The 14,825-nt window shown below is 70.3% G+C and carries 13 protein-coding genes; 6 read left to right on the top strand and 7 right to left on the bottom strand.

Features of this window, described 5'->3' with window-relative positions:
- The 7 genes from FJ694_RS25290 to FJ694_RS25260 form a co-directional block, all read right to left on the bottom strand.
- Window positions 1–1,007: BUD32 family EKC/KEOPS complex subunit (locus FJ694_RS25290; protein ID WP_510513688.1), on the bottom strand; the 1,007-nt coding region annotated here is incomplete at its 3' end.
- Window positions 1,008–1,101: 94 nt separating this feature from the next.
- On the bottom strand, window positions 1,102–1,356 hold the full coding sequence (locus tag FJ694_RS25285) for a MoaD/ThiS family protein (protein ID WP_157270094.1): 255 nt from the start codon (window positions 1,354–1,356) through the stop codon (window positions 1,102–1,104).
- 5 nt (window positions 1,357–1,361) lie between these two features.
- Window positions 1,362–2,618, bottom strand: a complete 1,257-nt coding sequence (locus FJ694_RS25280; protein WP_157270093.1) for a molybdopterin molybdotransferase MoeA — start codon at window positions 2,616–2,618, stop codon at window positions 1,362–1,364.
- A complete protein-coding gene (gene mobB, locus FJ694_RS25275) occupies window positions 2,611–3,147 on the bottom strand; it encodes a molybdopterin-guanine dinucleotide biosynthesis protein B (protein WP_157270092.1) in 537 nt (178 codons plus the stop codon). Before mobB ends, FJ694_RS25280 begins: the two co-directional genes overlap by 8 nt.
- A 22-nt stretch (window positions 3,148–3,169) precedes the next feature.
- The gene (gene thrC / locus FJ694_RS25270; protein WP_157270091.1) at window positions 3,170–4,585 is read right to left on the bottom strand and encodes a threonine synthase; all 1,416 of its coding nucleotides are present in this window, start codon (window positions 4,583–4,585) and stop codon (window positions 3,170–3,172) included.
- A gap of 68 nt (window positions 4,586–4,653) precedes the next feature.
- On the bottom strand, window positions 4,654–5,964 hold the full coding sequence (locus FJ694_RS25265; protein ID WP_157270090.1) for a homoserine dehydrogenase: 1,311 nt from the start codon (window positions 5,962–5,964) through the stop codon (window positions 4,654–4,656).
- Window positions 5,965–5,996: 32 nt separating this feature from the next.
- A complete protein-coding gene (locus FJ694_RS25260) occupies window positions 5,997–7,223 on the bottom strand; it encodes a pyridoxal phosphate-dependent aminotransferase (RefSeq protein ID WP_157270089.1) in 1,227 nt (408 codons plus the stop codon).
- 59 nt (window positions 7,224–7,282) lie between these two features.
- Here FJ694_RS25260 and FJ694_RS25255 point away from each other — a divergent pair, with 59 nt between their 5' ends.
- From FJ694_RS25255 to FJ694_RS25230, 6 genes are all read left to right on the top strand, one after another.
- Complete coding sequence (locus FJ694_RS25255) at window positions 7,283–7,660, top strand: Mth938-like domain-containing protein (RefSeq protein ID WP_157270088.1); 378 nt, start codon at window positions 7,283–7,285, stop codon at window positions 7,658–7,660.
- 145 nt (window positions 7,661–7,805) lie between these two features.
- Window positions 7,806–8,282, top strand: coding sequence for a peroxiredoxin (locus FJ694_RS25250; RefSeq protein ID WP_157270087.1), 477 nt, complete (start codon window positions 7,806–7,808; stop codon window positions 8,280–8,282).
- A 398-nt stretch (window positions 8,283–8,680) separates the two neighbouring features.
- A complete protein-coding gene (locus FJ694_RS25245; protein WP_157270086.1) occupies window positions 8,681–10,348 on the top strand; it encodes a PhoH family protein in 1,668 nt (555 codons plus the stop codon).
- Between the two features lie 192 nt (window positions 10,349–10,540).
- Entirely contained in the window at window positions 10,541–11,944 is a 1,404-nt protein-coding gene (locus tag FJ694_RS25240) for a cache domain-containing protein (RefSeq protein ID WP_157270085.1), read from the top strand.
- Window positions 11,941–12,579 (top strand): response regulator, encoded by a 639-nt coding sequence (locus tag FJ694_RS25235; protein WP_157270084.1) that lies wholly within the window; start codon window positions 11,941–11,943, stop codon window positions 12,577–12,579. The genes FJ694_RS25240 and FJ694_RS25235 overlap by 4 nt, the downstream gene beginning before the upstream one ends.
- 165 nt (window positions 12,580–12,744) lie before the next feature.
- Window positions 12,745–14,823, top strand: a complete 2,079-nt coding sequence (locus FJ694_RS25230) for a carbon starvation CstA family protein (protein ID WP_157270083.1) — start codon at window positions 12,745–12,747, stop codon at window positions 14,821–14,823.
- The last annotated feature ends 2 nt before the right edge of the window (window positions 14,824–14,825 follow it).

The following is a 14,825-nucleotide window of genomic DNA, read 5'->3' as shown; positions in this document are numbered from 1 at the left end:
TGTCCGGCCGGGGCATCGGCCGCGGCGTCCGCGCCTGGCGCCATGCGCTGCCCCAGGCGCGGCCCCGACGGCCCGCCGCCCAGCAGTACGTGCAACATGCCCGCGTGCGTCGGCCGCTGCGCCACGGACGCCGCCAGGCTGGCCGCCAGGGCCTGCACCAGCATGCGCCGCTGCTCGGCCACGCGTGCCGGCCCGAGGGCTTGCGCCAGGCGCGCCGACACCGTGTCCGCCTCGGCGCCGGGCGCGGCCACCCAGGGCTGGCCCGAGAGCCGGTGCAGCAGCATCGCGGCCAGCGCGTGCACGTCGGTCCAGGCGCCAGGGCGCGGCGCGGCCGCTGCCGCCTCCGATTCGGCAGGAACCGCGGGCCGCAGCTCGGGCGGCAGCCCTTGCGGCACCTCGGCCAGGCCCAGCGCCCGCGCCGCCAGCCCGAAGCCCAGCAGCACCGGCGCCTGGCCGGGCGCCCACAGCAGCTGCCGCGCGTGCAGGTGGCCATGCACCAGACCGGCGGCGTGCAGCTGCGCCAGCGGCTCCAGCAGTGCCTTCAATTGCGCGTGCAGCGCCACGTCGTCGTGCGGCGCAGGCAGATCGTCCAGCGTCGCGCCGGGCAGCAGCGGCATCAGCAGCGCCGGGCCGGCATCGGCATCGATGACGCGCAGCACCGGCACCAGCCCGGGCAGGTGCCAACGCGCCAGCAGCTGCGCCTCGTCCAGGAAGGCCGCGCGTCCGGCGGCGAAGGCGGCGCGATCCGCCTCGCTGTCGAGGCGGCGCAGCTGCGGCGAGCCGTCCGCGGCGCGGCCGCACAGCGACGGCGGGCAGTACTCCTTGAGCACGAACGGCCCGGCGCCCAGCGCGTCGCAGGCGACGCGGTAGAGCGTGCACACCGGGCCGGCGTGCAACACGGCCTCGATGGTGCAGCCGTCCACGCTGGAGCCGACCGCGCGGGTGTCGGCCGTGGAGGCATCAGGAGAAGCGTCAGGAAAAGGCGCGCAGGCGTCGGGCAACTTCATGCCCGAGGTTTTGACCCGCCGCCGGCCGCGGCGGTGTTGCAAAGGGTGTCGCCGCGGGGGCGACTGCCCCGGACGGGTGGGTGTCCGGCGAGAACTACCCGCCCGTGACGGGCGGGAAGAAGGCGACCTCGGCGCCGTCGCGCAGCACGGCGCCTTCGTCGCTCATCTTCTGGTCGAGCGCGCAGCGCACGCTGCGGCCGCGCGCCAGCGCCGTGGCATGCGCCCCGCCGCGGGCGATCAGCGCATCGCGCAGCGACGCCAGGGTGCTGCCTTCGGGCAGGCCGGCCACGGACTCGCCCGGGCCCAGGGCCTCGCGCAGCGAGGCGAAATAGCGGATCTGGACGTTCATTCGTTTCAGCAGGAAGCAAGCAGCCCGGACAGCGGCAGGTAGCGCACCCGGTCGCCAGGTCGGATCACAGTGCCCGGCGGGTTGTCCACCAGGCCGTCGGCCCACACGGCGGAAGTCAGCACGCCCGAGCTTTGATTGGGAAAGAGCTTTACCAATCCATCCTCGCCGACGCGCGCGCGCAGGAACTCGCGGCGGTTGCGGTCCGGCTTGGGCAGGTCGAAATCCGCCGTCAGCTCGATGCCGCGCGGGAAGGCCGTGGGCAGCCCCTGCAGCGCGCACAGCACCGAGCGCACGGCCAGGAAGAAGGTGATGTAGGTGGACACCGGGTTGCCCGGCAGGCCCAGGAACAGCGCCTCGCCGGCGCCGTCGCCCTCACGCCGCACGGCGCCGAAGGCCAGCGGTTTCCCGGGCTTGGTGGCGATGGACCACATGTCGAGCCGGCCCAGCGCCTGCACTGCCGGCTTGACGTGGTCTTCTTCCCCCACCGACACGCCGCCGGTGGTGAGGATCAGGTCGTGGCCCGCGGCGGCGTGGCGGATGGTCTCGCGCGTGGCGTCGAGCTTGTCCGGCACGATGCCGAAGTCCGTGACGTCGCAGCCCGCCGCCTGCAGCAGGCCACGCAAGGTGAAGCGGTTGGAGTTGTAGATGGCGCCGGGCGGCAGGTCCTGCGGCGCGACCTCGCCGGGCATGACCAGCTCGTCGCCGGTGGACAGCAGCGCCACGCGCGGGCGGCGCAGCACCGTCAGGCGCGCGGCGCCGACCGTGGCGGCCAGGCCCAGCGCCTGCGGCGTGAGGCGGCTGCCGCGCGGCAGCACCACGGCGCCCACGCGCACGTCCTCGCCGCGCGGGCGCACCCACTGGCCAGCGGCCGGCGTGGCCGCAAAGCTGACCGTGCCCTCGCCGGCCGTGGCGTCTTCCTGCATCACCACCGCGTCGGCGCCGGCGGGCAGCTGCGCGCCGGTGAAGATGCGCGCCGCCGTGCCCGGCTGCAGTGCCTGGCCGACGTGGCCGGCCGGGATGCGCTGCGACACGGGCATCGCCACGCCCGGCTGCACGTCAGCGGCGCGGACGGCGTATCCGTCCATGGAGCTGTTGTCGGCCGGGGGCACGTCCAGCGGCGAGAACACGTCCTGCGCCAGCACGCGGCCCAGCGCGTCGAAGGTGGAGAGCTCCTGCGTCTCCCGGATCGCCAACGGCTGCGCGCCTTGCACCAGGCGCGACTGCGCCTCGTCCAGGCTCAGCAGCGGGGGCCTGTCAGCCATGGATGTCTCCTCCTGCGTAGTTGAAACGCTCGCCCCAGGCGAGCAGCTGCGCGGCCACCGCGGCGGCGTCGTTGAGCGGCAGCACGGGCAGCCCGCCCGGGAGCTGAGGCAGCGCGGCCGGGTCGTCGGTAGCCACGGCCACGACGTGCGGGTCGCCGGGGAACTGCGGCGGCTGCCCCAGCGCGGCGCGCCAGACCTCGACCTTGGGCAGCGCCGCGTGCTTGAAGCCCTCGACCAGCACCCAGTCGGCCGGGCGCAGCTCGGCCACCAGCTCGTGGATGCCGGGCTCGTGGTCCACCGGGTGCTCGCGCAGCAGCGCCAGGCGCTGGCTGGAGGCCAGCAGCACCTCGCCGGCGCCGGCCTGGCGGTGCCGCCAGCTGTCCTTGCCCGGCTGGTCGATGTCGAAGCGTTTATGGGTGTGCTTGATCACCGACACGCTCACCCCGGCCGCGCGCAGCGCGGCGATGACGCCCTCCAGCAGCGTGGTCTTGCCCACGCCGGAGGGGCCGCAGAAACCCACGACCTTCATCACGACTACCGCAACCGCCGCGTCAATCGACCGCGCACTCGAGCTCGATCAGCGCCTTGACCCGCGCCACGTCCACCGGCAGCACCACGAAGCGCTTGGGCAGCGCCTCGATGCCCACGTGCGCCGCCGGGCGCTCGGGCTCGCGCCCCAGGGCCTCGACGATGGTGGCGGCGAACTTCACCGGCAGCGCCGTCTCCAGCACGATCATCGGCGTGCCGGGCTTCAGGTGCTCGCGCGCGACCTTGACGCCGTCGGCGGTATGGGTGTCGATCACGACGCCGCTGCGCTCGAAGGTGTCGCGGATGGTGGCGACGCGGTCGGCGTGCGTGCTGCGCCCGGAGACGAAGCCGAACTCGGCGATGCGGCGGAACTCCTCGTCCGACAGCGTGAAACTGCCGTGGGCGTCGATCTCGTCCTTGAACAGCTGCCGGGTCCGATCGGCATTCCGACCCAGCAGGTCGAAGATGAAACGTTCGAAGTTGGACGCCTTGGAGATGTCCATCGACGGGCTCGACGTCTCGTGCGTCTCGGCGCCCTTGCGCACGCGGTAGGTGCCGGTGCGGAAGAACTCGTCGAGCACGTCGTTCTCGTTGGTGGCGCACACCAGCTGCTCGATGGGCAGGCCCATCATGCGCGCCACGTGGCCGGCGCAGATGTTGCCGAAATTGCCCGAGGGCACCGTGAAGCTGACGACCTCGTCGTTGGACTTCGTGGCCTGGATGTAGCCGGCGAAGTAGTACACCACCTGCGCCAGCAGCCGCGCCCAGTTGATGGAGTTGACGGTGCCGATGCGCCAGTGGCGCTTGAACTCCAGGTCGTTGCTGACGGCCTTGACGATGTCCTGGCAGTCGTCGAACACGCCCTCGATGGCGATGTTGTGGATGTTCTCGTCCTGCAGGCTGAACATCTGCGCCTGCTGGAACGGGCTCATGCGCCCGTGCGGGCTGAGCATGAACACGCGCACGCCCTTCTTGCCGCGCATGGCGTGCTCGGCGGCGCTGCCGGTATCGCCCGACGTGGCGCCCAGGATGTTGAGCTCCTGGCCGCGGCGCGCGAGCTCGTACTCGAACAGGTTCCCGAGCAGCTGCATGGCCATGTCCTTGAAGGCCAGCGTCGGGCCGTTGGACAGGGCTTCCAGCGCCAGGCCCGGCTCCAGGGCCTTGAGCGGCACGATCTCGTGCGTGCCGAAGACCTCGGCCGTGTAGGTCTTGCGCGCGAGCTCGCGCAGGTCGCCGACGGGGATGTCGTCGATGTAGAGCGCCAGGATCTCGAAGGCGAGGTCCGCGTACGGCAGGCCGCGCCAGCGCGTGAGTGTGGCGTCGTCCACCTGTGGGTAGTGCGTGGGCAGGTACAGCCCGCCGTCGGGCGCCAGGCCTTCGAGCAGGATCTCGGAAAAGCCGCGCGGCGTGGCGTCGCCGCGGGTGCTGATGTACTTCATACGGGACTCGGATTCGGACTCGGACGCGGACTCTGGCGCGGGCTCGGCGGGCGATCGGGACGAGCCGGTCAGGCCAGCTCTTCCTTGCGCAGGCTCACGATCGGCGCCAGCACGGTCGGCAGCGCCTGCATCTGCGCGATGGCCTTGCGCATCGGGCCCTCGATGGTGTCGTGCGTGAGGATGATCACGTCGGTGGCCTTCTCGCCTTCAGCCGACTCGCGCTGCAGCAGCGCGTCGATCGAGATGTTGTGCTCGGCCAGGATGCCCGTGACGCGCGAGAGCACGCCGGCCTCGTCGGCCACCTGCAGCCGCAGGTAGAACGCGGTGCGCACCTGCTCGATGGGCAGGATCGGCATGTCGGAGAGCGCCTCGGGCTGGAACGCCAGGTGCGGCACGCGGTTGTTCGGGTCGGCGGTGTGCAGACGGGTCACGTCCACCAGGTCGGCGATCACGGCGCTGGCCGTGGGCTCGGCGCCCGCGCCCTTGCCGTAGTAGAGCGTGGTGCCCACGGCGTCGCCCTGCACCACCACGGCGTTCATGGCGCCCTCGACGTTGGCGATCAGGCGCTTGGCCGGGATCAGCGTCGGGTGCACGCGCAACTCGATGCCGCCCTCCTGGCGCCGCGCGATGCCCAGCAGCTTGATGCGGTAGCCCAGCTGCTCGGCGTAGCGGATGTCGGCCGCCTGCAGCTTCGTGATGCCTTCGACGTGCGCCTTGTCGAACTGGACGGGCACGCCGAAGGCGATGGCGGCCATGATGGTGGCCTTGTGCGCGGCGTCCACGCCCTCGATGTCGAAGGTCGGGTCGGCCTCGGCGTAGCCCAGGCGCTGCGCCTCCTTGAGCACCACCTCGAAGTCCAGGCCCTTGGAGCGCATCTCCGAGAGGATGAAGTTGGTGGTGCCGTTGATGATCCCGGCGATCCACTCGATGCGGTTGGCGGTCAGGCCCTCGCGCAGCGCCTTGATGATCGGGATGCCGCCGGCCACCGCCGCTTCGAAGGCGACCATCACGCCACGGGCGCGGGCGGCTTCGAAGATCTCGGTGCCGTGCACCGCCAGCAGCGCCTTGTTGGCCGTGACCACGTGCTTGCCCGCGGCGATGGCTTCCATCACCAGCGCCTTGGCCACGCCGTAGCCGCCGATGAGCTCGACGACGATGTCGATGTCGGGGTTGGCGATGACTTCGCGCGCGTCGCCCACGACCTGGGCGCTGTCGCCGACGAGGGCGCGGGCGCGCTCCACGTCGAGGTCGGCCACCATGGCGATCTCGATGCCGCGACCCGCGCGGCGGCGGATCTCCTCCTGGTTGCGCGTGAGCACGTTGAACGTGCCGCCGCCGACGGTACCGATGCCAAGCAGGCCGACCTGGATGGGTTTCATGGTGATCTCTTCAGTCTTCAGTCAGGACGCAGTCAGAACGAGTGACGTTTGCGGTAGTTGTCGAGGAAGCGCGCGATGCGCCCGATGGCGTCGGCGAGGTCGTCCGAGTTGGGCAGGAACACGAGCCGGAAGTGGTCCGGCTGCACCCAGTTGAAGCCGGTGCCCTGCACGATGAGCACCTTCTCCTCGGCCAGCAGCTCGTAGGCGAACTGCTGGTCGTCGGCGATGGGGTAGAGCTTCGGGTCCAGGCGCGGGAACATGTACAGCGCCGCCTTGGGCTTGACGACGCTCACGCCCGGGATCTGGCCGAGCATCTCGGTGGCCAGGTCGCGCTGGCGCGCCAGGCGCCCGCCGGGGCAGACCAGGTCCTTGATGCTCTGGTAGCCGCCCAGCGCGGTCTGGATCGCGAGCTGGCCCGGCGTGTTGGCGCACAGCCGCATCGAGGCCAGCATGTTCAGGCCCTCGATGTAGTCTCGGGCGTGCTTCTTGGGGCCCGACACCACCATCCAGCCGGCGCGGTAGCCGCAGGAGCGGTAGTTCTTCGAGAGGCCGTTGAAGGTCACGCACAGCACGTCGTCGGCCAGCGAGGCGATCGAGGTGTGGGTGGCGCCGTCGTAGAGCGTCTTGTCGTAGATCTCGTCGGCAAAGACGATGAGCTGGTGCTGGCGCGCGATCTCGATGATCTCGCGCAGCAGCTCGGGCGGGTACAGCGCGCCGGTCGGGTTGTTGGGGTTGATGACGACGATGCCGCGCGTGTTGGGCGTGATCTTCCTGCGGATGTCGTCCAGGTCGGGCAGCCAGCCCGACTGCTCGTCGCAGACGTAATGCACCGGGCGCCCGCCCGAGAGCGACACGGCCGCCGTCCACAGCGGGTAGTCGGGCGCGGGCACCAGGATCTCGTCGCCGGTATCGAGCAGCGCGTTGAGCGCCATCACGATCAGCTCCGAGGCGCCGTTGCCCAGGTACACGTCGTCCACCGTCACGCCGGCGATCGACTTCTCCTGCGTGTAGTGCACGACCGCCTTGCGCGGCGCAAAGAGGCCCTTGCTGTCGGTGTAGCCTGCAGTGGCGGGGAGGTTGCGGATCATGTCCTGCACGATCTCGTCGGGCGGGTCGAAGCCGAACACGGCGAGGTTGCCGATGTTGAGCTTGATGATCTTCTGGCCCTCCTCCTCCATCTGGCGGGCCTTTTCCAGCACCGGGCCACGGATGTCGTAACAGACGTCGGCAAGCTTGCTGGACTTGGAAATCGGCTTCAAGAAGGGTCTCCGGCGAAACGCGCAGCCCGCTGCCGCGCGCGAAAACTAGAATTATCCACGTGAAGTTCCAGCCTGATCATCTCGAAGGCGTCAACGCCATCTCGCGCCACGAGCCCCAGCGCTTGTGGGTCAATGCCACCGAATGGAGGCACAGTGTTCTGGTGCCCGTGCGCGGCGAGCCGCAGTCGTGGCCCGTCACGCGCTTTGAAGACCTCGCCGAGGAGCACTTCAGGCAGTTGCTGGCGCTCAAGCCGGAGCTGGTGATCTTCGGTTCCGGGCCACGATTGCGCTTCGCCAAGCCGGCGCTGCTGCGCCCGCTGATCCAGGCCGGCATCGGCGTGGAGACCATGGACACGCCTGCGGCTTGCCGCACCTACAACGTGCTGGCCAGCGAGGGCCGCGTCGTCACGGCGGCGCTGTTGCTCGAAGCGACTTGAGGCCATGCCGGCAGCGCGCGTTGCTGCGCTGCCGCATTTACGCAGGGCTATTTCCCGGCGCCAGCAGACGTAACCCGGTCCGATCTATAATAAACAGTTGCTCCGGCGCTGCCCGGCCCCATAGCGAGAAGAGAAACCCTCCTCCATGACGCCTGCCCTGAACAAGCCCCTTCCGGAATTCGAAGCGCTCGCCACCAGCGGCATCAAATTCACGCCCGCCGCCTTCGCGGGGCAGATCGTGGTGCTGTATTTCTACCCCAAAGACAATACCCCGGGTTGTACCACCGAGGCGCTGCAGTTCCGCGATCAGCACAAGGAATTCGTGAAGTCCGGCGCAGTCGTCTTCGGCGTGTCGCGCGACAACATGGTTTCGCACGACAAGTTCCGCCAGGCGCTGGAGCTGCCCTTCGACCTGATCGCCGACACCGAAGAGAAGCTCTGCCACATGTTCGGCGTGGTCAAGAACAAGATCATGTACGGCAAGAAGGTCAAGGGCATCGAGCGCAGCACCTTCCTGATCGACCAGGGCGGCGTGCTGCGCGCTGAGTGGCGCGGCATCAAGGTCGCCGGCCACGTCGACGAGGTACTCAAGGCCGTCAAGGGCCTCAAGACCACCGCCTGATCCCCGTCGCGGGGCATGTCCTGACGCCCCGCTGACGACGCTGCACCGCAGCATGCACCGGCGTTGTGCGCCAGGTGCTCCGAAGCCGGCCTGCGAGCCGGCTTTTCTACGTCTGGCCGGTCGCCGTTCGGGCTTTTGCGCGTCTTCCACGGCGCTTTGTGTCAGTTTTTTTATGTCCGTTTCATGCTCGGGTATGCCGTCGTCGGGCATGCAAGATGCTAGAAATGGCACATGGCGTCCAGGTTCAGCCGTTGCAGCAGCCGCCCCCGATCAGCGGGCCGGCACCGCCGCATGGCTCGCAGTCCCCGGCACGCCTGTCCGCGAAGCCGCACCGTCCCTCCGGGCCGTGCGGCTTCGTGCTTTGTGGCCTTCGCAATCGCATCTCTCAGAGGATCTTCATGCCCCTTCCCAAGCCGCCTGCCCGCAAAGCCGCCCAGCTCGCCCCGGTCGATTTCGAGTCGCAAGCCGCTCCCAAGGGCGGCAAACGCGGCTTGAAACGCGGTGCCGCGGCCGAGGCCGAGCCGGCCGTGCTGGACTTGCGCAATGACGCCGCCGAGGCCGCGGCGCCGCCTCTCGACTTCACCCCGCCCGCCGCGGCCGCGCCCAGCGCGCAGCCCGCCTCGCCCAACACCAAGGCCGCACCGCGCCCGCGCAAGCCGCGCAGCACCGGACCGGCCAAGCTCTTCGTGCTCGACACCAACGTGCTCATGCACGACCCGATGAGCCTGTTCCGCTTCGACGAGCACGACATCTACCTGCCGATGATCACGCTCGAGGAGCTCGACGGCCACAAGAAGGGCATGAGCGAGGTCTCGCGCAACGTGCGCCAGGTCAGCCGCGACCTCGATGCCCTGGCCGGCGGCCCCGATGCCGCCAAGCTCGACCCCAGCGCCGGCATCCCGCTGGCCAAGACCGGCCACAAGGAGGCGCTCGGGAAGCTCTTCTTCCAGACCCAGCTGCTGGAGACGAAGCTGCCCCAGGGCCTGCCCCAGGGCAAGGCCGACAACCAGATCCTGGGCGTGGTCCAGTCGTTGCGCGAGCAACAGCCTCAGCGCGAGGTGGTGCTGGTGTCCAAGGACATCAACATGCGCATCAAGGCCCGCGCGCTGGGCCTGGCCGCCGAGGACTACTTCAACGACAAGACGCTCGACGATGTCGACCTGCTCTACACCGGCGTGCTGCAGCTGCCCGCGGACTTCTGGGACCGCCACGGCAAGACGATGGAGAGCTGGCAGCAGGGCGGCCACACTTACTACCGCATCAGCGGCCCGCTGGTCCCGGCCCTGCTGGTGAACCAGTTCGTGTACCTGGAAACGCCCGGCGCCTCGCCGCTGTATGCGCGCGTCACCGAGATCACCGGCAAGAGCGCCGTGCTCAAGACGCTCAAGGAGTACACCCACCAGAAGAACGCCGTCTGGGGCGTCACGGCGCGCAACCGCGAGCAGAACTTCGCCCTGAACCTGCTCATGGACCCGGAGTGCGACTTCCTCACCCTCACCGGCACGGCGGGCACCGGCAAGACGCTGATGACGCTGGCCGCGGGCCTGTCGCAGGTGCTCGACGAGCGCCGCTACAGCGAGATCATCGTCACGCGCGTAACGGTGCCCGTGGGCGAGGACATCGGCTTCCTGCCCGGCACCGAGGAGGAGAAGATGGGCCCGTGGATGGGCGCGCTCGACGACAACCTGGAAGTGCTCGCGCGCAGCGACTCCAGCGCCGGCGAGTGGGGCCGCGCCGCCACCAACGAGCTCGTGCGCAGCAAGATCCGCATCAAGAGCCTGAACTTCATGCGCGGGCGCACCTTCCTCAACAAGTTCGTCATCATCGACGAGGCCCAGAACCTCACGCCGAAGCAGATGAAGACGCTGATCACGCGCGCCGGCCCGGGCACCAAGATCGTCTGCCTGGGCAACCTCGCGCAGATCGACACGCCCTACCTCACCGAGGGCAGCTCGGGCCTGACCTACGCCGTGGACCGCTTCAAGGGCTGGCCGCATTCCGGCCACGTCATGCTCGCGCGCGGCGAGCGCTCTCGGCTGGCGGACTTCGCGTCGGAAGTGCTCTAAGCGGCCGGCGGCTGCGCCGCTGACTGCATCGAAGGGCTGCGCGAGCAGCCCTTTTCGTTTTGGTACGCCGACATCGCAGCTTCGGCCGGCTTGGGGACCGCCTGGATTCCCGCCTGCGCGGGAATGACGAAGTAGTGGGCGGGACAGGTCGGCTGTGGCAGCCGCTGCCCCACCCCTTACATTGCGCCCCCCATGAAGCTGCGTTTAAAGATCCTGCTGCTGGCGATCCTGCCGCTGGTGGCGGCGCTGTGCCTGGTGGCCTGGGCGGTGGTGCACCAGGAGCGCGAGCTGCTGGCGCGCGAGCGCGAGGCGGTGCAGCGCGCCTACATGGAGGCGCGGCGCGACGAGCTGCGCCACTACGTCGAGCTGGCGCTGAGCAACGTGCGCCCGCTCATCGAGCGCGCCGAGGCCGGCGACGCCGCCGCGCGCCAGGCCGCCATGGCCGAGGCGCTGCGGTTGATCTCGCAACTCGACTACGGCACCGACGGCTACTTCTTCGTCTACGACCTGCAGGGCCGCGCCCTCATGCACTCGCGCCAGCCCGAACTCGTGGGCCGCGACCTGTGGCTGCTGCGCGACCCCAACGGCGAGCTGACGCTGCAGCAGCTCATCGCGCGGGCCCGCGCCGGCGGCGGCTACGTCGAGTACCTCTGGCGCCAGCCCTCCAGCGACCGCGTCGCGCCGAAGCTCGGCTACGTCGTGGCGCTGCCGCAGTGGAACTGGATGCTGGGCACCGGGCTGTACCTCGACAGCATCCAGGCGACGCTGGCACAGCTGGAGCGCGAGGCGCGCGCCAATGTCGAGCGCACGCTCTGGCTCATCGGCGGCATCGCCCTGACTGCCCTGCTGCTCATCAGCGCCAGCGGCCTGGCACTGAACCTCAGCGGCCAGCGCGCCGCGGAGCGGCAGCTGCGCGCGCTGGCGCACCAGGTGGTGCGCTCGCAGGAGCAGGAGCGCGCGCACCTGGCGCGCGAGCTGCACGACGGGCTCAGCCAGCGGCTGGTGGCCATCAAGCTGCTGGTCGAGTCCGCCCAGCGCGAGGGCGCCGACGCCGCGCTGCTGCGCCAGGCCGCGCAGCGCCTGGGCGAAGGCCTGCACGAGGTGCGGCGCATCTCGCACCGGCTGCGCCCGGCCCTGCTCGACACGCTGGGCCTGCCCGCGGCGCTGGCGCACCTGGCGCAGGAGTTCGACGACAGCGGCGCGGTGCAGGCCGGCGCGTCCGTCGAGGGCGAGCCGCGGCCGCTGCCCGAAGTCGTCAACACCGTGCTGTTCCGCGTGGCGCAGGAGGCGCTGACCAACGTCGCCAAGCACGCCGGCGCGCGGCACGTGGCACTGGCGCTGGAATTCCAGCCCGACGGCGGCGTGGCGCTGCGCGTGCTCGACGACGGCCGCGGCTTCGACCTGCAGGCCGCGCTGCAACCCGAGGCCGAGGACGACGCCGATGCCGGCATCGGCCTGCGCAACATGCGCGAGCGGCTGGTGTCCATCGGCGGGCGGCTGGAGCTGCAGAGCCGCCCGGGACACGGCACGCAGGTCGAGGCCGTCATCGACGCGGCGCAACTGGCCCAGCTCGCACGCGACAATCCCGCGTCATGACCCCGCCCGCCTCGCTGCCGCCGCTGCGCATCCTCCTCGTCGACGACCACCCGCTGGTGCGCGACGGGCTGCGCGCGCGGCTGCAGGCGGAAGGGCATTACGCCGTCACCGCCGAGGCCGGCGCACCGGAGTCGGCGCTGCAGGCGCTGCAGCGCGACGACCCCGACCTGGTGCTGATGGACGTGGGCCTCAAGGGCGCCAGCGGCATCGACCTCGCCGCGCAGATGCTGCAGCGCCGCCCGGGCCTGCACGTGCTGATGTTCAGCATGTACGACAACCCTGAGTACGTGCAGCGCGCGCTGCAGGCCGGCGCGCGCGGCTACGTGCTCAAGGACGCGTCGGGCGACGAGCTGCTGGCCGCCATTGAGGCGGTGCGCGCCGGCGGCACCTTCCTGAGCCCCGGCGTGGCCGGCCGGCTGTTCCGCGCCCAGGCCCCGAAGCCGATCCTGACCCCGCGCGAGAGTGAAATCCTCAGCGCGCTGGCCCGCGGCGAGAGCAGCAAGCAGATCGCGCGCGACCTGGACCTGTCGGTGCGCACCGTCGAGAGCCACCGCCAGAACATCAAGCGCAAGCTGGCGCTGGATACGCCGGCCGACCTCATGCGCTACGCGCTGGAGCACGCGCGCAATCCCTGAACCCAGGGTTAATCCTTAGGTGGCGCCACGCAGCCGGCCCCGTGGGCGGGACGGATGCGGCGCGGGAGGGCGGCGCGGAACATGGCGCCCTTCCTCAATCCACCACTGCGCGTGGCCCCCGCACCCTGGCCGTGCCCGGCGCCGCGCGCTGCAGGAGACCCGTCCATGTCCTTCCTCCGTCGCCACCTCGCCTGGGCGGGCGTGGCCCTGCTCGGCGCCGGCGCGCTGGCCATCGTCGCGCTGTCGCGCGGCGAGGCCGTCAGCGCGCTGTGGGTCGTCGTCGCCGCCGTGTGCGTCTACCTCATCGGCTACCGCTACTACAGCCTGTTCCTCGCGCAACGGGTTCTGGGCCTGGACGCCACGCGCCAGACCCCGGCCTGGAAGCACAACGACGGCCTGGACTTCGTGCCCACCAACAAGCACGTGCTCTACGGCCACCACTTCGCCGCGATCGCCGGCGCGGGCCCGCTGGTCGGGCCGGTGCTGGCCGCGCAGATGGGCTACCTACCCGGCCTGCTGTGGATCCTGGCCGGCGTGGTCTTCGCCGGCGCGGTGCAGGACTTCATCGTGCTCTTCATCTCCACGCGCCGCGACGGCCGCTCGCTGGGCGACCTGGTCAAGCAGGAGATGGGCACGGTGCCGGGCCTGATCGCGCTCTTCGGCGCCTTCATGATCATGATCATCATCCTGGCCGTGCTGGCGCTGATCGTGGTGAAGGCGCTGGCCGAGTCGCCCTGGGGCACTTTTACTGTTGCCGCGACGATTCCCGTGGCCCTCTTCATGGGCATCTACCTGCGGTTCATCCGGCCGGGGCGCATCGGCGAGGTGTCGATCATCGGCTTCGTGCTGCTGATGGCCGCGATCCTGGGCGGGCAGATGGTGCACGAGAACCCGGTGCTGGCGCCGCTGTTCACCTTCGACGGCAAGGCGCTGACGTGGATGCTCATCGGCTACGGCTTCGTGGCCGCGTCGATTCCGGTGTGGCTGCTGCTGGCGCCGCGCGACTACCTGAGCACTTTCCTGAAGATCGGCACCATCGTGGCGCTGGCCGTCGGCATCCTGATCGTGGCGCCCACGCTGCAGATGCCCAGGTTCACGCAGTTCGCCGCCGGCAACGGCCCGGTGTGGGCGGGCAACCTGTTCCCGTTCCTGTTCATCACCATCGCCTGCGGGGCCGTCTCCGGCTTCCACGCGCTGATCTCCTCGGGCACCACGCCCAAGATGCTGGAGAACGAGACGCACGCGCGCTACATCGGCTACGGCGGCATGCTGGCCGAGAGCTTCGTGGCGGTGATGGCGCTGGTGGCGGCCTCGTGCATCGAGCCCGGCATCTACTTCGCCATGAACAGCCCGGCCGCGATGGTGGGCAGGACGCCCGAGGCCGTGGCCGCGACGCTGTCCACCTGGGGCTTCGTCATCACGCCGGAGGTGCTGGTGCAGACCGCGAAGGACGTGGGCGAGAACACCATCCTGGCGCGCGCCGGCGGCGCGCCCACGCTGGCCGTGGGCATGGCGCACATCCTTCACCAGGTGGTGGGCGGCAAGGCGATGATGGCCTTCTGGTACCACTTCGCCATCCTGTTCGAGGCCCTCTTCATCCTCACCGCGGTGGACGCCGGCACGCGCGCCGGGCGCTTCATGCTGCAGGACCTGATGGGCAGCTTCGTGCCCGCGCTCAAGCGCACCGAGTCGCTGCCGGCCAACCTGCTGGCCACGGGGCTGTGCGTGGCGGCCTGGGGCTACTTCCTGTACCAGGGCGTGGTCGATCCGCTGGGCGGCATCAACACGCTGTGGCCGCTCTTCGGCATCGCCAACCAGATGCTGGCCGCCGTGGCGCTGATGCTGGGCACGGTGGTGCTGTTCAAGATGAAGCGCGACCGCTACGCCTGGGTCACGATCGTGCCAGCCGCATGGCTGCTGGTGTGCACGCTGACCGCGGGCTGGCAGAAGATCTTCTCGGACGACGTGCGCGTGGGCTTCCTGGCGCATGCCCGCCGGTACGCCGACGCGGTGGCGCAGGGCCAGGTGCTGGCGCCGGCCAAGACGCTGGCGGAGATGGAGCGCGTGATCTTCAACGACCGGCTGGATGCGGCGCTGTGCGCTCTGTTCATGTTCGTGGTGGTGAGCATCCTGGTCTATGCCGTGCGCAGCGTGCTGGCCGCGCGCGCCAGCCGCCAGCCCACGGCGCGCGAGGCGCAGTACGAGCGCCTGAGCCCCGATGCCAAGGCGGCGGCGCATGCCTGAGC

The organism is Azohydromonas aeria, from assembly GCF_009760915.1.
Lineage (GTDB): Bacteria > Pseudomonadota > Gammaproteobacteria > Burkholderiales > Burkholderiaceae_C > Azohydromonas > Azohydromonas aeria.
This window is presented reverse-complemented; position numbering and strand designations above follow the sequence as displayed.